General features: G+C 72.9%; 17 protein-coding genes and 1 riboswitch. Of the genes, 11 read left to right on the forward strand and 6 right to left on the reverse strand.

Features of this window, described 5'->3' with window-relative positions:
• Nucleotides 1-44: 44 nt before the first annotated feature.
• The 5 genes from cobN to ACWD0Y_RS09525 all read right to left on the reverse strand — a co-directional run bounded on the left by cobN (nucleotide 45) and on the right by ACWD0Y_RS09525 (nucleotide 8,156).
• Nucleotides 45-3,737 (reverse strand): cobaltochelatase subunit CobN, encoded by a 3,693-nt coding sequence (gene cobN / locus ACWD0Y_RS09505; protein ID WP_450259789.1) that lies wholly within the window; start codon nucleotides 3,735-3,737, stop codon nucleotides 45-47.
• Nucleotides 3,734-5,242 carry a cobyric acid synthase gene (locus ACWD0Y_RS09510; protein WP_450259808.1) on the reverse strand — a complete coding sequence of 503 codons (1,509 nt, stop codon included), beginning with the start codon at nucleotides 5,240-5,242 and terminating at the stop codon, nucleotides 3,734-3,736. The genes cobN and ACWD0Y_RS09510 overlap by 4 nt, the downstream gene beginning before the upstream one ends.
• Before the next feature lie 8 nt (nucleotides 5,243-5,250).
• Nucleotides 5,251-6,231, reverse strand: coding sequence for a cobalamin biosynthesis protein (locus ACWD0Y_RS09515; protein ID WP_450259790.1), 981 nt, complete (start codon nucleotides 6,229-6,231; stop codon nucleotides 5,251-5,253).
• A gap of 143 nt (nucleotides 6,232-6,374) precedes the next feature.
• A riboswitch (cobalamin riboswitch) is annotated at nucleotides 6,375-6,521 on the reverse strand.
• Nucleotides 6,522-6,653: 132 nt separating this feature from the next.
• The gene (locus tag ACWD0Y_RS09520) at nucleotides 6,654-6,878 is read right to left on the reverse strand and encodes a hypothetical protein (RefSeq protein ID WP_450259791.1); all 225 of its coding nucleotides are present in this window, start codon (nucleotides 6,876-6,878) and stop codon (nucleotides 6,654-6,656) included.
• An 18-nt stretch (nucleotides 6,879-6,896) separates the two neighbouring features.
• On the reverse strand, nucleotides 6,897-8,156 hold the full coding sequence (locus ACWD0Y_RS09525) for an anion permease (RefSeq protein ID WP_450259792.1): 1,260 nt from the start codon (nucleotides 8,154-8,156) through the stop codon (nucleotides 6,897-6,899).
• A 299-nt stretch (nucleotides 8,157-8,455) separates the two neighbouring features.
• Here ACWD0Y_RS09525 and ACWD0Y_RS09530 point away from each other — a divergent pair, with 299 nt between their 5' ends.
• The 6 genes from ACWD0Y_RS09530 (at nucleotide 8,456) to ACWD0Y_RS09555 (ending at nucleotide 15,217) form a co-directional block, all read left to right on the forward strand.
• The gene (locus tag ACWD0Y_RS09530; RefSeq protein WP_450259793.1) at nucleotides 8,456-9,133 is read left to right on the forward strand and encodes a class II aldolase/adducin family protein; all 678 of its coding nucleotides are present in this window, start codon (nucleotides 8,456-8,458) and stop codon (nucleotides 9,131-9,133) included.
• Between the two features lie 65 nt (nucleotides 9,134-9,198).
• Nucleotides 9,199-10,326, forward strand: a complete 1,128-nt coding sequence (locus ACWD0Y_RS09535) for an alpha/beta hydrolase family protein (protein WP_450259794.1) — start codon at nucleotides 9,199-9,201, stop codon at nucleotides 10,324-10,326.
• A 264-nt stretch (nucleotides 10,327-10,590) separates the two neighbouring features.
• Complete coding sequence (locus tag ACWD0Y_RS09540) at nucleotides 10,591-11,907, forward strand: hypothetical protein (protein ID WP_450259795.1); 1,317 nt, start codon at nucleotides 10,591-10,593, stop codon at nucleotides 11,905-11,907.
• 238 nt (nucleotides 11,908-12,145) lie between these two features.
• Nucleotides 12,146-13,744: an ABC-F family ATP-binding cassette domain-containing protein gene (locus ACWD0Y_RS09545; protein ID WP_450259796.1), complete on the forward strand. Its 1,599-nt coding sequence runs from the start codon at nucleotides 12,146-12,148 to the stop codon at nucleotides 13,742-13,744.
• A 331-nt stretch (nucleotides 13,745-14,075) separates the two neighbouring features.
• The gene (locus tag ACWD0Y_RS09550; RefSeq protein WP_006123601.1) at nucleotides 14,076-14,297 is read left to right on the forward strand and encodes a helix-turn-helix domain-containing protein; all 222 of its coding nucleotides are present in this window, start codon (nucleotides 14,076-14,078) and stop codon (nucleotides 14,295-14,297) included.
• A 128-nt stretch (nucleotides 14,298-14,425) separates the two neighbouring features.
• On the forward strand, nucleotides 14,426-15,217 hold the full coding sequence (locus tag ACWD0Y_RS09555; protein ID WP_450259797.1) for an enoyl-CoA hydratase/isomerase family protein: 792 nt from the start codon (nucleotides 14,426-14,428) through the stop codon (nucleotides 15,215-15,217).
• Nucleotide 15,218: 1 nt separating this feature from the next.
• Here ACWD0Y_RS09555 and ACWD0Y_RS09560 read toward each other — a convergent pair whose 3' ends face one another.
• Complete coding sequence (locus tag ACWD0Y_RS09560) at nucleotides 15,219-15,980, reverse strand: hypothetical protein (protein WP_450259798.1); 762 nt, start codon at nucleotides 15,978-15,980, stop codon at nucleotides 15,219-15,221.
• Nucleotides 15,981-16,074: 94 nt separating this feature from the next.
• Here ACWD0Y_RS09560 and ACWD0Y_RS09565 point away from each other — a divergent pair, with 94 nt between their 5' ends.
• From ACWD0Y_RS09565 to amaP, 5 genes are read left to right on the forward strand one after another with little or no spacing between them, the layout of a single operon-like run.
• Nucleotides 16,075-16,563, forward strand: coding sequence for an Asp23/Gls24 family envelope stress response protein (locus ACWD0Y_RS09565; protein WP_450259799.1), 489 nt, complete (start codon nucleotides 16,075-16,077; stop codon nucleotides 16,561-16,563).
• A gap of 29 nt (nucleotides 16,564-16,592) precedes the next feature.
• The gene (locus tag ACWD0Y_RS09570; RefSeq protein ID WP_450259800.1) at nucleotides 16,593-16,784 is read left to right on the forward strand and encodes a hypothetical protein; all 192 of its coding nucleotides are present in this window, start codon (nucleotides 16,593-16,595) and stop codon (nucleotides 16,782-16,784) included.
• A gap of 8 nt (nucleotides 16,785-16,792) precedes the next feature.
• Nucleotides 16,793-17,140: a hypothetical protein gene (locus tag ACWD0Y_RS09575; RefSeq protein ID WP_450259801.1), complete on the forward strand. Its 348-nt coding sequence runs from the start codon at nucleotides 16,793-16,795 to the stop codon at nucleotides 17,138-17,140.
• The gene (locus ACWD0Y_RS09580) at nucleotides 17,137-17,883 is read left to right on the forward strand and encodes a DUF6286 domain-containing protein (protein ID WP_450259802.1); all 747 of its coding nucleotides are present in this window, start codon (nucleotides 17,137-17,139) and stop codon (nucleotides 17,881-17,883) included. Before ACWD0Y_RS09575 ends, ACWD0Y_RS09580 begins: the two co-directional genes overlap by 4 nt.
• Before the next feature lie 7 nt (nucleotides 17,884-17,890).
• Nucleotides 17,891-18,472 (forward strand): alkaline shock response membrane anchor protein AmaP, encoded by a 582-nt coding sequence (amaP, locus tag ACWD0Y_RS09585; RefSeq protein ID WP_450259803.1) that lies wholly within the window; start codon nucleotides 17,891-17,893, stop codon nucleotides 18,470-18,472.
• The last annotated feature ends 43 nt before the right edge of the window (nucleotides 18,473-18,515 follow it).

An 18,515-nucleotide genomic window follows, 5' to 3' on the forward strand; every position in this document is an offset into this window, starting at 1 on the left:
CACATCAAGCTGGTTCAGGGCATCCGGAACGCACTCCGGCCCGCTCACGCGTCACCTTCCAGGTCGCCTTCGAGCTCCAGGTAGGTGGCGCGCAACCGGTCCAGGGTCTCCTGGTCCGGCTCCGCCCACAGCCCCCGCTCGGCGGCCTCCAGCAGCCGCTCCGTGATGCCCCTGAGCGCCCACGGGTTGGACTTCTTCATGAAGTCCCGGTTCTCCGGGTCGAAGACGTACTCGCTCGACAACTTCTCGTACATCCAGTCGTCGACCACGCCCGCCGTCGCGTCGTACCCGAAGAGGTAGTCCACCGTGGCGGCCATCTCGAAGGCGCCCTTGTAGCCGTGCCTGCGCATGGCCGCCATCCAGCGCGGGTTGACCACCCGCGCACGGAAGACGCGGTGCGTCTCCTCGCCCAGCGTCCGGGTCTTGACCTGGTCGGGAGTCGCGCTGTCGCCCACGTACGCCTCGGGCGACTCGCCCGTCAGGTGCCGCACCATGGCGACCATGCCGCCGTGGTACTGGAAGTAGTCGTCCGCGTCGACCAGGTCGTGCTCGCGCGTGTCGACGTTCTTCGCGGCCACCGCGATCCGCCGGAACGCCGTCTCCATGTCGCCGCGCGCGGCCTTGCCTTCCAGGCCGCGCCCGTACGCGTATCCGCCCCACACCGCGTACACCTCGGCCAGGTCCGCGTCCGAGCGCCAGTTGCGCGCGTCGATCAGCGGCAGCAGCCCGGCCCCGTAGGCCCCCGGCTTCGAGCCGAAGATGCGGGCCGTCGCGCGCCGCCGGTCGCCGTGCTCGGCGGTGTCCTCGTCGGCGTGCGCGCGTACGAAGTTGCGGTCGGCGGGCTCGTCCAGCTCGGCCACGGCCCGGACCGCGTCGTCGATCAGCCCCACCACGTGCGGGAACGCGTCGCGGAAGAAACCGGAGATCCGCACGGTCACGTCGATGCGCGGCCGCCCCAGCTCGTCCAGCGGCACGATCTCGAAGCCGGTCACGCGCCGCGACGCGTCGTCCCACACCGGACGGCAGCCCAGCAGCGCCAGGATCTCCGCGATGTCGTCGCCCTGGGTGCGCATCGCCGACGTGCCCCAGACCGTCAGGCCCACCGACTTCGGGTAGTCGCCGGTGTCCGTCAGGTACCGGGCCACCAGCGAGTCGGCGAGCGCCTGCCCGACCTCCCACGACAGCCGCGACGGGATCGCCTTGGGGTCGACGGAGTAGAAGTTGCGCCCGGTCGGCAGCACGTTGACCAGTCCGCGCGTCGGCGACCCGGACGGCCCGGCCGGCACGTAACCGCCGTCCAGCGCGTGCAGGATGTTGCCGATCTCGTCCGTCGTACGGGCCAGCCTCGGCACGACCTCGTCGCACGCGAACCGCAGTACGGCCACCGCGTCCGGCAGTTCGGTGCCCAGCACCTCGGTCACCAGGCCGGCGGCCTCCGCCGCGTCCCAGCGCCGCTCCTCCATGCCCTCCGCGAGCCGCCGGCACAGCTGCTCCAGCAGGTCGATCGCGTCCGCGCCGGTCCGCGCCGGACCGTCGACCAGCGCGGTCAGCCCGTCCGCCGCCTTGACCGCCGCGCCCGGCTCGCCCAGCAGCTCCTTCTCGGCCAGCCCGAAGTGCTCGGCCAGGCAGGCGCGCAGCCCCGGCAGCGCGTTGGCCTGCCCGCCCCACACCTGCGAGGCGCGCAGCACGGCCAGCACCAGGTTCACCCGGGCCTCGGCCTCGGGACCGCCGCCCAGGATGTGCAGGCCGTCGCGGATCTGCACGTCCTTGATCTCGCACAGATAACCGTCGATGTGCATGACGAACTCGTCGAAGTCGTCGTCGTCCGGCTGCTCGTCGAGATGCAGGTCGTGGTGGAGCTGGGCCGCCGTCACCAGCGTCCAGATCTGCGCCCGCACGGCGGGGGCCTTCGCCGGGTCGAGGTCGCTCACCAGCGCGTACTCGTCCAGCAGCTGCTCCAGCTTCGCCAGGTCGCCGTACGTGTCCGCACGCGCCATCGGCGGCACCAGGTGGTCCACGACCGTCGCGTGCCCGCGCCGCTTGGCCTGCGTGCCCTCGCCCGGGTCGTTCACGATGAACGGGTAGACCAGCGGCAGCTCACCCAGCACGGCGTCCGGCCCGCAGCCCGCCGACAGGCCGAGGCCCTTGCCCGGCAGCCACTCCATCGTGCCGTGCTTGCCCATGTGCACGATCGCGTCCGCGCCGAAGCTGTTCTCCAGCCACCGGTACGCCGCCATGTAGTGGTGCGACGGGGGCATGTCCGGGTCGTGGTAGATCGCGATCGGGTTCTCGCCGAAGCCGCGCGGCGGCTGGATCATCACGACGACGTTGCCGAACTGGAGCGACGCGAGCACGATCTCGTCCCCGTCGACGTACAGCTGCCCGGGCGCCTCGCCCCAGTGCTCCAGCATCCCGTCGCGCAGTCCCGGCTCCAGCGTGTCGAACCACGCCCGGTAGTCCGCGAGGGGTACGCGTGCGGGGGCGGCCGCGAGCTGCTCCTCGGTCAGCCACTCCACGTCGTGGCCACCGGCGTTGATGAGCCGGTGGATCAGCTCGTCGCCGTTGTCCGGGTGGCCCTCGACGGCGTACCCCGCGTCGCGCAGGGCGTCGAGCACCCGGATCGCGGAGGCGGGCGTGTCGAGACCCACCGCGTTGCCGACGCGCGAGTGCTTCGTCGGGTACGCCGTGAAGACGAGCGCGAGGCGCTTGTCCTTGTTCGGCTTGTGGGCCAGCCGGGCGTGCCGCACGGCGATCCCCGCCACCCGCGAGGCGCGCTCGGGATCGGCGACGTACACGGGAACGTCACCCTCGCCCTGCTCCTTGAAGGAGAACGGGACGGTGATCAGCCGCCCGTCGAACTCGGGGATGGCCACCTGCATCGCCGCGTCCATCGGCGACAGCGCCGCGTCCGACGCCTCCCAGGCGGCGCGCGACGACGTGAGGCACAGCCCCTGCAGCACGGGTACGTCGAGGTCGGCGAGCGCCCCGATGTCCCACGCCTCGTCGTCACCGCCCGCCGAGGCGTCGCTCGCGCGCGTGCCGCCCGCCGCGAGGACCGTCGCGATCAGCGCGTCGGCCCTGCCCAGCTCCCGGTACAGCTCGGGGTCGGCACTGCGCAGCGAACCGCAGTACACGGGAAGGGCGTTGGCGCCCTTCGCCTCGATCTGGTCGCACAGCACGTCGACGAAGGACGTGTTCCCGGACAGCTCGTGGGCGCGGTAGAAGAGCACACCGACCGTCGGGCGCCCCTCGTCGTACGCACGCGAGCCGTCGCCGTGGACACCCCACTCGGGCATCTTCTGCGGCTCGGCGAAGCCCATGCCCGTCAGCAGCACGGTGTCGGACAGGAACCTGGCCAGCTCGACGAGGTTCCCGGGCCCGCCCTCGACGAGGTAGCGCAGCGCCTCGGCGACGACACCCGCCGGTACGGACGACTCGGCCATCAGCTCCGCGTCGGGCACGGTCTCACCGCCCAGCAGGACGGTCGGTATCCCGGACGCCTTCAGGACGGCAAGCCCGTCCTCCCAGGCGCGCTTGCCGCCGAGCAGCCGCACGACGGCGACGGACGCGCCCTCGATCAGCCCGGGCAGTTCCCCGGCCGCGTCGATACGGGTCGGGTTGCCGATGCGGTACGGGGCGCCGGAGGCGCGGGCCGCCAGCAGGTCCGTATCGGCGGTGGACAACAACAGCACGGTGTTGTCGGTGTTGTCGGCGTTCTCGGTGTGCTCAGTACTCATGCGGGCGCTCCAGGTGCGATGAAGGGAAGTCCTGAGGGCGCGCCCGACTCGATGAGCCGCATCAGCGCGTCCGTATCCGCGTGTTCTTCGATGAGGTCGCCGAGGCGGTCGAGCTGCTCCTCGCGCAGCGCCCCGAACGAGGTGTCCGGCGCCGGCACGAAGCGGCGCCCCGCGGCAGCCGCGACCTCGCGCAGGAAGGCGCGCCGGAACGCGTCGCTCTCCAGCGAGCCGTGCCAGTGGGTGCCCCAGACCGCCCCCACCCGGCAGCCGTCCAAGAAGGGAGCACCGCCCAGCACTTCCGCGACCCCGTGGTGGATCTCGTACCCCTCCACGGGCTCGCCCAGAGCGGTCCCGACCGGCCGCGCCAGCGTCTTCTCGACGGCGAACCGCACCCGGACCGGCAGCAGCCCGAGCCCGTCCACCGTTCCGGCCCTCGACTCGACGTCGTCCTCGATGCGCTCGCCCAGCAGCTGGAAGCCGCCGCAGATGCCGAGCACGGGACGGCCTTCCGCCGCCCGCCGCGCCAGCGCGCCGGACAGCCCGCGCTCGCGCAGCCACTCCAGGGCCTTCACGGTCCCGCGCGTGCCCGGCACGATCACCAGGTCGGCGTCGACGAGCTCCTCCGCCCGGTCCACGAACCGGAGGACGACCCCCGGTTCGGCGGCGAGCGCGTCGACATCCGTGAAGTTCGACATCAGCGGCACGGCGCACACGGCGACCCGCAGCACGTCCTCCCCGACCGGCGGCGCGACGACCGACTCCCGCACGGCTCCCCGCAACGAAACCCGCAGCCCGTCCTCCTCGTCGATACCGAGGCCGTGCGCGAAGGGCAGCACACCGTACGTACGCCGCCCGGTCAGCTCTTCCAGCATGTCCAGCCCGGGTTCGAGCAGCGAGACGTCACCGCGGAACTTGTTGACCAGGTAGCCCGCCACCAGCTCCTGGTCCTCCCGGCCGAGCAGCGCGGTCGTACCGAAGAAGGAAGCGAAGACCCCGCCCCGGTCGATGTCGCCGACGACGACCACCGGGAAGCGGGCGGCTCGCGCGATGCCCATGTTCACGATGTCGGTACGCCGCAGATTGATCTCGGCCGGACTGCCCGCCCCCTCGCAGATCACGGCGTCATACGTGCCCCGCAACTCGCGCAGACAGTCCGTCACGGTGCCGAGCAGGGCCTCCTGACGCCCACCGTGGTAGCCGCGCGCGCTCATCTCGCCCACCGGCTTCCCCAGCAGCACCACCTGACTGCTGCGGTCACTGCCGGGCTTGAGCAGCACCGGGTTCATGAGCGCCGTCGGCTCCACCCGCGCCGCCTGCGCCTGCATGGCCTGCGCCCGCCCGATCTCCGCGCCCTCGCGCGTCACGAACGAGTTCAGCGACATGTTCTGCGCCTTGAACGGCGCGACCTTCACACCCTTGCGTACGAGCCACCGGCAGATCCCGGCCGTCACGACGCTCTTGCCGGCGTCGGACGTGGTCCCCGCGACGAGCAGACCGCCCCCCAGTGAACCGCTCATGCGTGTCCCTTTCCTGTACGTGTGCCACCGCGCGCGCCGCGTCGCAGCGCACCGAGCGCCAACCGCCCCCCGACGGCCGCCGCCAGTGCGAGCGCCCCGACACGGCGCGACAGCCGCGCCGCCCGCTCGATGTCCGGTACGCCGACGGGCCGCCCGGCGGCGTTGAGCACGGGCCGGTGCTCGACCCGGCCCGCGTACGAGAGCGTTCCGCCGAGCCGCACGCCGAGCGCGCCGGCGAAGGCGGCCTCCACGGGGCCCGCGTTGGGGCTCGGGTGCTTGGCCGCGTCCGTACGCCAGGCCCGCACCGCACCGCGCGGATCGCCGCCCGCCACGACCGCGAGGGCGGCCGTCAGCCGGGCGCCGGGCCAGCCGGCCACGTCGTCGAGGCGGGCCGAGGCCCAGCCGTAGCGCAGGTATCTGGCCGATCTGTGCCCCACCATGGCGTCAAGCGTGTTGACGGCGCGGAAGGCCACGAGCCCCGGCACCCCGCCCAGGGCGCCCCACACCAGCGCGCCCACGACCGCGTCCGAGGTGTTCTCGGCCACGGACTCGACGACGGCGCGGGCGATCTGCTGCGCGTCCAGCGCCTGCGGGTCGCGCCCGCACAGGTGGGGGAGGCGTTCGCGGGCGACCTCGACGTCCCCGGCCTCCAGGGCGCTGCCCACGGCGCGCGCCTCGCGGCCCAGCGACGTACCTCCGACGACGGCCCAGGTGGCGGCGGCGGTCAGCGCGACGGCGGCGGCGGGGGAGCGGCGTACGGCACGGGAGGCCAGCGCGGCGGCGCCCGCCGCGCCTCCGGCGCACACCAGGGTGTGCACCGCGCCCCACCCGCGGTGGTCACGCCACAGCAGGGACTCGACGGCGCCCGCGGCCCGCCCGAACGCGGCGACCGGGTGCCCGCGGCGGGGATCACCGAGGACGAGGTCGCCGATCAGGCCGGCGGTGGCGCCGTACGCGAAGATGCGATCGGCACGCATGGCTCAGCAGGCCGATGCGCCTCGAAGCGAACGCGTCCTACGCACGGGAATGTCAGGACTGACAGGGCTGACAGGGCTGACAGGAACGACTGAACGGCAGCCGGGCATGGCGGTATGTCCTCACTCAGGGTCCGCGCCCTGGTTCGACGTGACCGGCGGTGAGAGTTCCTGGCTCCCGGGGACTTCTTCGTCTTCCCCGGTCACAGTGGCGGGACCGCGCCGGATTCGCACCGGACTTCCTCTCGTGCCGCCGTATTCGGCTCGGGCAGTCCACCACGCTCCGCGAACGTCGTCAACTTGCTGTTGACCTGCGACGGGAGAGTGTGCCGAGGCACACAGAAACCGCCCCGCCGATGGCCGGTAAAGGCCGGTGGCGGGACGGTTTCGGGAGAGTGCGGTCGGCGCGCGGGGCGGTCGTCGCGTCAGACGACGATCAGGTAGATCCCGTACGCCACGGCCGCCGCGCACAGCGCGAAGCAGGCGTAGGCGCCGGTGCGGGCCATGACGGCGGAGCCGCCGCCCTGCGCGGAGGCGCTCTCCTGCTTGGAGAGGCCCACGATGCCGAGGGTGAACAGGCCCACCAGGGACACGGTGACCACGAGGCTCACGCCGAATACGGAGCCGAGAGCTGCCCAGTCGATGTTCATGCGATCCGTCCTCTGTCCTTACACCGGGGCCGGGCTGGCCGGCTCCGCGGAGCTGCCGGCCGGGGCCGGGATGGTCGTCTTGAGTTCCTCGGCGGCCAGGGAGGCGACGGCGCCGGCCGTGGGCGGCACGCTGACGGCGGCCATGGCCGTGGTGACCACACCGGCGGGCTCGCCGATCTCGTCGTCGGTGACGTTGGTGTGGTCGACCGGCTTGCGGCGCGACAGGGCCCAGATGACGGCGGAGCCGCCGACGAGCAGGAAGGCGACCACGGCGATGCCCCAGGTGCCCTGCCCGGTGAGGAACTCGGCGCCCGCGGCGACCAGTCCCGCGGCCGGCAGCGTCAGACCCCAGGCGACGAACATCCGGGTGGCGGTGGACCAGCGGACCACGCCGCCCTTGCGGCCGAGGCCCGCGCCCATCACGGCGCCGGAGCAGACCTGGGTGGTGGAGAGGGAGAAGCCGAGGTGCGAGGAGGCCAGGATGACGGTCGCGGCGCTGGTCTGGGCGGAGAAGCCCTGCGGCGGACGGAGGTCGGTGAGGCCCTTGCCCATGGTGCGGATGATGCGCCAGCCGCCCAGGTACGTACCGAGCGCGATGGCGACACCGGCGGAGACGATGACCCACATCGGGGGGTTCGAGCCGGGCGCGAGGACGTTGCCGGTGACCAGGGCGAGGGTGATGACACCCATGGTCTTCTGCGCGTCGTTGGTGCCGTGGGCGAGCGAGACGAGACCGGCGGAGGCGATCTGGCCGGCGCGGTAGCCCTTGGCGGTGGCCTTCTCGTCGGCCTTGCTGCCGAGCTTGTACGTCAGCTTGGTGGCCAGCAGCGCGGCGATGCCGGCGACGACCGGCGCGGCGATCGCGGGCAGCAGGACCTTGGTGACGACGACGTCGCCGTTGACGCCGGAGGCGCCGACCGACATCAGGGTGGCGCCGATGAGGCCGCCGAAGAGTGCGTGGGAGGAACTGGACGGCAGGCCGATCAGCCAGGTCAGCAGGTTCCAGAGGATCGCGCCGACCAGCGCCGCGAAGATCACTTCGGTGGTGATGCCGCTCTCGTTGACGAGCCCCCCGGAGATCGTCTTGGCGACCTCCACGGACAGGAACGCGCCGACAAGGTTCAGCACGGCGGACATGGCCACCGCCGTCTTGGGCTTGAGAGCGCCAGTCGAGATGGTGGTCGCCATCGCGTTGGCAGTGTCGTGGAAACCGTTCGTGAAGTCGAACACGAGAGCGGTCACGATCACGATCCCGAGGAGAAGCGTGATGTGTTCCATTTACCCAGGCAATCGTTTGAGGTCAGTGGCACGTGGACCGTAGGCAACCTGGATGAACGGAAGGTGAACTGGGGCGGGCGGTGTGGTGACCCGGAACACATCGCGGTCATTCCGGTTGTGCCGGAACGGCGGAGGCCGGCGGCGACAGGCCGCAAGCAGGGGCCTCCAGCCCCTCGCGAGCCCCTTGAGCCCGGCCCGGGAGCCGCCGAAGAGATCCTGGTCACCCGGCAGGCTTCCCCCTCCCGCTCTCCGGCCCTCCGGCCCTCCCGCCCTCCGGGCCCGGCTGGCAGGATCTCCGCATGGCTGAGCAGCGGCAGGACGCGCGCGACGCGCGGGACGCGATCGAACGGGCATGGGACGACCTGGTGGCCACGGCCCGCAGGACGGTGCGGGAAGGGCTGGTGGTCGGCACCTCCGGCAATGTCTCCGTACGGGTCGGGGAGCTGGTCCTCGTCACCCCGAGCGGAGTCCCGTACGACCGGCTGCGCCCGGAGGACGCCGTCGCCGTCGACCTCGACGGGAACCAGGTCCTCGGCGCCCTCGTCCCGACCAGCGAACTCCCGATGCACCTCGCGGTCTACCGCACCACCACCGCCGGAGCCGTGGTCCACACCCACGCCGTGCACGCCACGGCCGTCTCCACCCTCGTCGCCGAGCTGCCCCTCGTGCACTACATGGCCGCGGCCCTCGGCGGCCCCGTCCGCACCGCCCCGTACGCCACGTACGGATCGCCGGAGCTGGCCGAGAACATGCTCGAAGCCCTGCGCGACCGCTCCGGCTGCCTGCTGCGCAACCACGGCACCGTGACCTACGGGGACACCCTCGACCGGGCCTACGACCGCACCGCGCAGCTGGAGTGGATGTGCAGGCTCTGGCTCACCGCGAGCTCGGTGCCGGGGCGCGAACCGTCCCTGCTCTCCGCCGGACAGCTGCGCGAAGTACAGGAGAAGCTGAGCGGCTACGGCCAGCCCGGCTGACCCGACACGCGGCCGTCCGGCCCCGCCCACTGGCCCCGGACCCCTCCTGTGCGGACACTGGAGCGGTGCGCCCGGCTACAGCGACGGCAGCGGCCGTCACCACACTCCTCGGCGTCGGCGCGGCGGCGGTCGCGGTCGGCCGCTATGCCGGCGACGCCGCACTCAAGGCGTCGTCCGGCAGGCCGCTGCCCCGCGACCCCCGGCTCACCGTGCACGCCACCGCGGCGGGACGGATCACCCTGACCCGCTGCCTGGCGTCGCTGCGCCCCGGTACGTACGGCATCGAGGGGCTCGGCGTCCACGCCGTCGTCGGCCCCGTCCTCGACGACGCGCCGCACACTGCGGACACCGTCGTACGCCGCCTGGAGCGCGTCAGCCACGGCACGCTCGGCCCGGGCAGCAGGGTGCGGCTCACCCCGCAGGTGTACGTCGGCGATCCGCGCACCGCACTCGGCCTCGACCACACCGACGTGGACGTCCCCGGCGAACTCGGCGCACTGCCCGCCTGGTTCCTGCCGGGCACCCGCGACACCTGGGTGATCACCGTGCACGGCCTCGGCACCACCCGCGCACACCCCATGAACCTCCTGCCCTTCCTGCTGGGCCAGCAGCTTCCCGTCCTCGACCTCGCCTACCGGGGCGACGCCGGTGCCCCCAGGCCGCCGGGCGGTCTCGGCCACCTCGGCGACTCCGAGTGGCGCGACGTGGACTCCGCGATCCGCTACGCCGTCCGGCGCGGCGCGGAGCGCGTCATCCTGTACGGCTGGTCCACCGGCGCGGCCATGGCCGTGCATGCCGCGGTGCGCTCCCCGCTCCGTGACCGCGTCAGCGGCGTCGTCCTCGACTCCCCGGTCCTCGACTGGGAGGCCACGGTGCGGGCCCTGGCCGCCGCCCGGCACACGCCGGGCGTGCTCCTCCCGCTCGCCGTCAGGGCCGTGCAGGGCAGCGCGGGACTGTACGGCGACCGCCTGCGCGAGGCGACCGGCCCCGGAGGGCTGCGCGTGCCCACACTGGTCATCCACGGCCCGGACGACGCCGTGGCCCCGTGGCACTCCTCGCGGGAGCTCGCGCGGCTCCTCCCCGACCTGGCGGTGCTCCACACCGTCCCGCGCGCGCCCCACGCGGCCATGTGGAACGCCGATCCGGCCACCTACGAAGAGACCCTGCGCCGCTTCCTGACCCCTTTGATGTAGTACCTGCCCGTACGCGGCGGGGCCGAGGACCGTCGCGGCGGGAAGAGGCGGGCGGGGAAATGTTCCGGCCGGGCGGCGCCCGTGAACGCGCCCGTGAACAGGCCCATGAGCGGCGAGTTCGATTCCGTTTGGGCTTTCGGGGCGTCAGCGGCGAGACTGCTCCCCGTGACGTCCCGTACACCGCGCGACTCCAGGCTCCGACTTGTCCGCCCGCGACCCCTCGCCGCTGCCCTCCCCCTGGCTTCCCAGGGCGGGCCCCAGGCCGTGACGAACCGGCGTACCCGCCCGGCCCCGAGGCCCCCCGAGGGCACCCCGCCCCCCGCGGAACTGGCCCGTCAGGCCAGGGCCGTGCTCGCCGACGCCGTACGGGTCGCACGCTGGGCCTCTCCGTCGCCGCGCGGCGGAAAGTCCCACGTCGGACCCGGCCGGGACGGTGCCCTCTCCGCCGCGGCCGCCCAACAGGCGGCGTCCGAGCTGGGCCTGACGCCGGCGCAGGTCTGCGCGGGCTGGGACAGGGCCAGGCTCGCCGGCCTGATCGAACTGCACGGCGACCGTGCCCGCCCGGGCTGGCGGCTGCGCGCCTGGGACCGCGACGACGCGGCCGTCCTGCGCGGCTGGGTCGCGCTCTTCGACGCCTGGTCGATCGTCCACCCCGCCCCGGAGGGCATCACCGGCACGTCCGTCGCCGAGGTCGTGGAAGCCCTTCCCCAGGTGCTCTCCCTCCTCCAGCTCTCGGCCGGTCCCGTTCAGGTGCCGGCGCTGCTCGACCTGCTCGAACAGCGCGTCGTCGAGCTCCGCGAAGAGCGCTGCGAGGTCCCCTACGACTCCCAGCCGCTTCCCGCTCCCGCGGCCCCGGACGCACCCCTCTCCCTCCTCCTCGACTGGGCCCTGGAAGGCCAGGCGGCCGTCGGCGCCCTGACCCTGGGCCCCGGACTCGCCACCCTCACCGCGCTCGGCAACTGGGCGGTGTGGGTCAAGCTGGAGCAGATCTGCGTCGCGGCCCAGAGCCCCGCCGGGAACATCGAGCAGTCCGCCGAGGACATGCTGCGCGGCTGCGCCCGCCTGACCCCGGGCCCCGCCCGGGCCGAGTACCGCGCCTGGCTCGCCGCCCGTACCGTCTCCAGCGCCGTCACCGAGCTCCTCGAAGCCGCCCGCGGCGAGGACGCGCTGCTGCGCGGACTCGCCTTCGACGCGCTGCGGGTGGTCGGTGCCCCGGCGGAGTCCGGCGTACGGGCCGCGGCCGACGACAGTTCGCTGCGCCCCTACGCCCTGCTGTGGCTGGCGGAGTACGAGGGAGCCGACCCCGAGGACGTCCACGAGATCCTCACCCGCGAGGAGTCCACCTGGCTCTGGGTGGACACCGCCGCGGCCGTCGCCGACCACGGCGACGTCGAGCTGCTGGTGCGCCATCTCGACGCCGCCGTGCAGTCGACCGTGCCGGCCCTGCTCGACGAGATCCGCGCCGTCGGCCACCCGCGGACCGTCCAGGTCCTGGTGGCCCTGGCCGCGGCCCACCCGGACCCGGCCCTCGCCAAGGCCATGCGCCGGGCGGCCTTCCAGGTGCACACGGGCGGGGTGTAGCGGGCGGAGCGAAACCGCCGGGGGCGTGCCCCGGGCCTCCGTTGCCCCGGCCGTCGGACGACGGGAGGGCCGGGAGGCCCGGGAGGGCCCGGTCGCGGGGACGGAACCCGTGTCCGAAAAGTAGTTGCGCACGACCGTTAGACTGGGTCTATGGCAACTCTCCTTGTGCATTAGACGGCGTCGAAGAAATCCCTCCGCCCGTCCCTTCCGCCGTCCATACCGCCCTGGAGTTTTTCCCTTGATCACCGCCTCCGGCATCGAGCTGCGCGCCGGCGCCCGCCTGCTCATCGAGTCCGCTTCCTTCCGCATCGCCAAGGGCGACCGCATCGGCCTCGTCGGCCGCAACGGCGCGGGCAAGACCACCCTCACCAAGTGCCTCGCGGGTGAGGGCACCCCCGCCGGCGGCACCATCACCCGCTCCGGCGAGGTCGGCTACCTCCCGCAGGACCCCCGCACCGGCGACCTCGACGTCCTCGCCCGCGACCGCATCCTGTCCGCCCGCGACCTCGACTCGGTCCTGCGCAAGATGCGCGAGAACGAGGAGCGCATGTCGAACGGGCAGGGCGCCACCCGCGAAAAGGCGATGAAGAAGTACGAGCGCCTGGAGACGGAGTTCCTCACCAAGGGCGGGTACGCCGCCGAGGCCGAGGCCGCCACCATCGCCGCCGCGCTCGGCCTGCCCGACCGCGTGCTCGGCCAGCCCCTCCACACGCTCTCCGGCGGTCAGCGCCGCCGTGTCGAGCTGGCCCGCATCCTCTTCTCGGACGCCGACATCCTGCTCCTCGACGAGCCGACGAACCACCTCGACGCCGACTCGATCGCCTGGCTCCGGGACTACCTCAAGACGTACCGCGGCGGCTTCATCGTGATCTCCCACGACGTCGAGCTGGTCGAGACGGTCGTCAACAAGGTCTTCTACCTGGACGCCAACCGCTCGCAGATCGACGTCTACAACATGGGCTGGAAGCTGTACCAGCAGCAGCGCGAGGCCGACGAGAAGCGCCGCAAGCGCGAGCGCCAGAACGCCGAGAAGAAGGCCTCCGCCCTCAACTCGCAGGCCGACAAGATGCGCGCCAAGGCCACCAAGACCGTCGCCGCGCAGAACATGGCCAAGCGCGCCGAGCGCCTGCTCTCCGGCCTCGAAGCGGTACGCGTCTCCGACAAGGTCGCCAAGCTGCGGTTCCCGGACCCCGCGCCCTGCGGCAAGACCCCGCTGATGGCGGAGGGCCTGTCCAAGTCGTACGGCTCGCTGGAGATCTTCACCGACGTCAACCTGGCCATCGACAAGGGCTCGCGGGTCGTCATCCTCGGCCTCAACGGCGCGGGCAAGACCACCCTGCTGCGCCTGCTCGGCGGCGCGGAGAAGCCCGACACCGGCGAGGTCATCGCCGGCCACGGCCTCAAGCTCGGCTACTACGCCCAGGAGCACGAGACCCTCGACCCGGAGCGCTCCGTCCTGGAGAACATGCGCTCGGCGGCGCCCGACCTCGACCTCGTCTCGGTCCGCAAGACGCTCGGCTCGTTCCTCTTCACCGGCGACGACGTCGACAAGCCGGCCGGAGTCCTCTCCGGCGGCGAGAAGACCCGTCTCGCGCTGGCGACTCTCGTCGTCTCGTCCGCCAACGTCCTGCTCCTCGACGAGCCGACGAACAACCTCGACCCGGCCAGCCGCGAGGAGATCCTCGGCGCCCTGCGCACCTACAAGGGCGCCGTCATCCTCGTCACCCACGACGAGGGCGCGGTCGACGCGCTGGAGCCGGAGCGGATCATCCTGCTGCCGGACGGCGTGGAGGACCTGTGGGGCCCCGACTACAAGGACCTCGTCGCCCTGGCCTGATCCACTCCGGCTGGATCATTCGGCTTACGGGTGATCCTTCATCTGAGTGAGTGGCTCTCGTACCCTGGCGTGTCATGCACCGGATTGCGGCCCGTCCCCCGTGGGGCGGGCCCTTTGCGTTCCACTGATCGTTTACCCGCGCTGACCTGCCCGTTCCCTCCGTCCCCCGTCCGGCCGTACGGCGGGAAGCCCTCGGAATTCTCTATTCCACTTGTGGCGTGCGGTTCCTTCCCGGCAAACCTTGTTGTACGGACCTTGCCGAATGGGTGGCCAGGAAGCCCGGAAGGGGTGATCATGAGAGTTCAGAGCGCACTTCCTTGAGGAGGCACGGGTGGCCGAGACTCTGAAGAAGGGCAGCCGGGTAACCGGCGCCGCGCGCGACAAGCTCGCGGCAGACCTGAAGAAGAAGTACGACTCCGGTGCGAGCATCCGGGCGTTGGCCGAAGAGACCGGCCGCTCCTACGGATTCGTACACCGGATGCTCAGCGAGTCCGGAGTCACGCTGCGGGGACGCGGCGGGGCGACGCGAGGCAAGAAGGCCGCTTCGGCCTGACAGTCCCGGGCGGGCCCGGCTCACCGGTTCTTGGGCGGTGACCACCCGGTCGATCGCAGGATCGCCCGGGTGGTTACTGTGCAGTCACTTACTGACCGCACGACTGCCACCCGAACCGGAGGCGCCACATGGCTTCGCTCGACTCTGTGCTCGACAAGGACGGCGTACGACTCACCGTCGAGGACGCCGTTGCCACGGTGACCCTGACCAATGCGGCCAAGCGCAACGCCCAGTCTCCCGCTCTGTGGCGGGCGTTGACGGAAGCCGGACGGTCTCTGCCCGGCAACGTGCGGGTCGTGGTGCTGCGCGGCGAGGGCAAGTCCTTCTCCGCCGGCCTGGACCGGCAGGCGTTCAGCCCCGAGGGGTTCGACGGTGAGCCCTCCTTCCTCGACCTGGCGCGCGGCTCCGACGAAGACCTCGACGCGGTCATCGCCGAGTACCAGGAGGCGTTCACCTGGTGGCGGCGCAGCGACCTCGTCACCGTCGCCGCCGTACAGGGACATGCCATCGGTGCCGGTTTCCAGCTCGCCCTCGCCTGCGACCTGCGGGTCGTCGCCGAGGACGTGCAGTTCGCCATGCGCGAGACCAGCCTCGGTCTCGTCCCCGACCTCACCGGTACGCACCCGCTGCACGGCCTCGTCGGCTATGCCCGCGCCCTGGAGATCTGCGCCACCGGGCGCTTCGTCCACGCGGCGGAGGCCGAGCGCATCGGCCTCGCCAACCTGGTGGTGCCCGGCGACGAACTCGACGGCGCCGTACGGGACTTGGCGGGCGCGCTGCTGGCCGCGCCGCGCGACGCCGTGATCGAGACCAAGGCGCTGCTCCAGGGCGCGGCCTCGCGCACGTACGAGGAACAGCGGGTCGCGGAGCGCGCCGCCCAGGCCCGCAGGCTCCGCGACCTCGCGGGGATCGGCGACTGAGTCACTCCACGCCGGTCACCAGGACGGCCACGGTGGGCCGGCTGCCCCGGACCGTCGTGACCGCCTCGCGGACCGCCTTGCGCACGGCCAGGGCGACCGCCAGCGCGCGGCGGTCCGCCGCCACCGCCAGCTCCACGCGTACGTGGCCGTCGGCGAGGTGGACCGGGGCGCCGAGGACGCGGGTCAGGCGCACCACGCCGGGGACGGCCGCGGCGGCCTCCGCGGCCGCCCGGCTCGCGGCCTCCTCCTCCGGGCGGGGCGAGCCGTCACCGTGCGCCCCGCCGCGTTCCCCGCCGTCGCCGCTCGCCTCGTCCTCCTCGTCGTCTCCCTCGTCCGGGGGAGCGGCGGCGACGGGTTCCTGCCCCTCCACCACCAGGTCCGTCACCCGCAGGTCCACCGCGGTGACCATGAGTCCCAGCCGGGCCGACGCCGCCTCCCGCAGCGCGATGCGCAGCCGCTCCGCCCGCTGCGGCAGCGGTTCGCCCCCGGCCGTGGCCGTGAGGTCCGCCTCGATGCGCAGCGGCCCGGGCGGCAGCCCGCTCGGGGGCGGCGGAACGGCGGGCTCGGCGGCCGTGTCCGGGTCCGCGAGCATGATCCGCAGAGCCCCCAGACCGACGCCGGAGACCTCCGCCGCCGCCCGTCGCAGAACCGGACCGGCCGCCTTCTCCGCCAGCCACGCGCCGTCCGCCGCTTCGCCCAGAGGCAGCAGTCTGCCCAGGCCGAGTCGTTGCCGTACTGCCCGCGTCCATCCGTCAGGTGCCATTGCCCCAGCCTGCCGCATCCCCGGCGCGAGATCGGGCAACCGCACCTAATGTGTGCAGTAGAGCCCAGTACCGCCCGGAAAGGGACGAACGGCCATGAGTGACACCGCACAGCGCGACCGGCCCGACCACCCCGGCAAGGACGGGTCCGGCTACGAGGGGAACAAGCCCTCGATGACCAAGCAGGGTGGCGGTGACCCGTCCGGCCGGGGACGCACCACCATCGCCGACGGTGTGGTCGAGAAGATCGCCGGCCTCGCGGCCCGCGACGTACTGGGCGTGCACGCCATGGGCAGCGGTCTCTCCCGCACGTTCGGGGCCGTCCGCGACCGGGTGCCCGGCGGAGCCAAGTCCGTCACCCGGGGCGTGAAGGCCGAGGTCGGCGAGGTGCAGACGGCTCTCGACCTGGAGATCGTCGTCGAGTACGGCGTATCGATCACCGATGTCGCCCGCACTGTCCGCCAGAACGTCGTGTCGTCCGTGGAACGCATGACAGGGCTTGAAGTCGTTGAAGTCAATATCGCGGTCAGTGATGTGAAGCTGCCCGACGAGGCGGAGGACGAGCCGGAGCCACGTCTTCAGTAGAGCCACGTCTTCAGTAGAGGGAGCGCAGGATGAACATGGCGGTGGTCGGCCTTGCGGCCGGCATGGCGCTCGGGTTCGCCGGATATTTCGGCGGTTTCGGAGCATTTTTGCTGGTGGCGGCGTTGGGCGCGATCGGCTTCGTAGTGGGCCGGTTCGCCGACGGCGATCTTGAACCGGGCGATTTCTTCCGCGTGCGTGAACGCGGCGACCGGCCGAGGTGACCCCCGCGATGGCCGCCGGTCAGGTCGAGGCCGCCGAGCGTGGTGCGACCCGGATCGCCGACCGGGTCGTCGCGAAGATCGCCGCCCGGGCGGCGCGCGAGGCGCTCGGAGAGGTGCCCGAGGGTGGCAGGGCGCCGTATGCCACGGTGACGGTCCACCACGACACGGCGCGGGTGCGCGTCGTCCTCGAACTCGGCTACCCCTCCGACATCGGCGGCCAGTGCGGCGCGGTGCGGCGCCGTGTCGCACAGGGCGTACGGGTGTTGGCGGGAATGGAAGTGTCCGAGGTGGCGGTCCAGGTCGAGCGGCTGCACTCGGCGCAGGCGCTCCACGCGGAGCGGGGGAAGGTCCGATGAGTGAACCCGACAGCCGTACGCAGCCGCTCCCCGTCGTCGCACGCGCACAGGGGCACCCCGGCCCGCCCGGCCCGCCCGGTCCGTCCGGCCACCCCGGCCCGCCCGGCCACCCCGGCCAGTCCGGTCCCCCCGGGCCCGGCCAGTCCTCGGCCGCCGGGATGCACGGCCCGGTACCGACCCTGGAGCAGGGCGGCGGCGGGGGGTCCGGACGCTTCTGGTCCGCCCGCCGGGTGCCGGCCGCGCTGGTCGCCCTGGTGGTGCTCGCCGGCACCGGTCTGCTGCTGTACGACATCGCGGCGGTACGGGCCGGCCACTCCGCGATGAAGTGGCGCCGCGAACTGGCGCACGGTCTCGCGACGCGGCCCCTGGACGACGTGTGGGTGCAGATCGGCGCGGGCGTCCTGGCGGCGCTCGGCCTGTGGCTGCTGCTCCTCGCCGTCACGCCCGGGCTGCGCGCGATTCTGCCCATGCGGCGTACGTCCGCCGACGTACGGGCCGGACTCGACCGTCCCGCCGCCGCGACGATGCTGCGGGACCGGGCCATGGAGGTGTCCGGCGTGCAGTCCGCGCGGGTAAGGGTGGGACGCTCCAAAGTGGGCGTGCGGGCCGTGTCCCATTTCCGTGAACTCGGCGAGGTACGGGCCGACTTGGACGCGGCGGTCGCGGCCGGCATCCAGCAGCTCGGGCTCGCCCGGCAGCCGCGCCTGTCCGTGCGTGTCGGCCGGCCGGCAAGGAAGGGGTGACGAGGCGATGCCCAAGAAGGTCAACCGTGTCCTGCTCGGACTCGTGGGCCTGCTGCTGCTCGCCCTGGGCGGAGCGGTGCTCGCTGCCGGGATCGGTGCGTCCGTACCGTCGTGGTGGCCCTTCGACGGGCCCGACGACGTGCTGCTGAGCGAGGCCGACCGTACGCGGTGGCGGGACGCGGGATGGTGGTGGTGGCCGGCCGTCATCGCGGCCCTCGCGGTCCTGGTCCTCCTCGCGCTGTGGTGGCTGCTCGCCCAGCTGCGCCGCGCCCGCCTCGCCGAAGTGCTGGTCGACAGCGATGACGGCGAGGGTGCGGTGGTGCGGGGGCGGGCGCTGGAGAACGTGCTGGCGGACGAGGCGCAGACGCTGGACGGAGTGGAACGGGCGCGCGTGACGCTGACGGGCCGGCGGCAGGCGCCCCGGGCGCGGGTCGCGCTGCGCCTCCCGCCCCACGCGCAGCCGGCCGGGACGCTGTCGGGGTTCACGCAGGGGCCGCTGGCTCACGCGCGCGCTTCGGCGAGGCTGGATTCGCTGCCGGCGGAGGTCCGCATGCGCGAGGTCAGGCACCGGGCGCGGCGGGTGAGCTGACGGTGGGCCCCCGGCCGCCGGAAGGACACCCCGGTGTCCTTCC

The sequence above is a fragment of the Streptomyces altiplanensis genome (assembly GCF_053591575.1).

Excerpts from the sequence above, each read along its gene's own strand:
- cobN (WP_450259789.1), bottom strand. The coding sequence starts at position 3,737 with ATGAGTACTGAGCACACCGAGAACGCCGACAACACCGACAACACCGTG.
- ACWD0Y_RS09515 (WP_450259790.1), bottom strand. The coding sequence starts at position 6,231 with ATGCGTGCCGATCGCATCTTCGCGTACGGCGCCACCGCCGGCCTGATC.
- ACWD0Y_RS09520 (WP_450259791.1), bottom strand. The coding sequence starts at position 6,878 with ATGAACATCGACTGGGCAGCTCTCGGCTCCGTATTCGGCGTGAGCCTC.
- ACWD0Y_RS09525 (WP_450259792.1), bottom strand. The coding sequence starts at position 8,156 with ATGGAACACATCACGCTTCTCCTCGGGATCGTGATCGTGACCGCTCTC.
- ACWD0Y_RS09530 (WP_450259793.1), top strand. The coding sequence starts at position 8,456 with ATGGCTGAGCAGCGGCAGGACGCGCGCGACGCGCGGGACGCGATCGAA.
- ACWD0Y_RS09555 (WP_450259797.1), top strand. The coding sequence starts at position 14,426 with ATGGCTTCGCTCGACTCTGTGCTCGACAAGGACGGCGTACGACTCACC.
- ACWD0Y_RS09560 (WP_450259798.1), bottom strand. The coding sequence starts at position 15,980 with ATGGCACCTGACGGATGGACGCGGGCAGTACGGCAACGACTCGGCCTG.
- ACWD0Y_RS09565 (WP_450259799.1), top strand. The coding sequence starts at position 16,075 with ATGAGTGACACCGCACAGCGCGACCGGCCCGACCACCCCGGCAAGGAC.
- ACWD0Y_RS09570 (WP_450259800.1), top strand. The coding sequence starts at position 16,593 with ATGAACATGGCGGTGGTCGGCCTTGCGGCCGGCATGGCGCTCGGGTTC.
- ACWD0Y_RS09575 (WP_450259801.1), top strand. The coding sequence starts at position 16,793 with ATGGCCGCCGGTCAGGTCGAGGCCGCCGAGCGTGGTGCGACCCGGATC.
- ACWD0Y_RS09580 (WP_450259802.1), top strand. The coding sequence starts at position 17,137 with ATGAGTGAACCCGACAGCCGTACGCAGCCGCTCCCCGTCGTCGCACGC.
- amaP (WP_450259803.1), top strand. The coding sequence starts at position 17,891 with ATGCCCAAGAAGGTCAACCGTGTCCTGCTCGGACTCGTGGGCCTGCTG.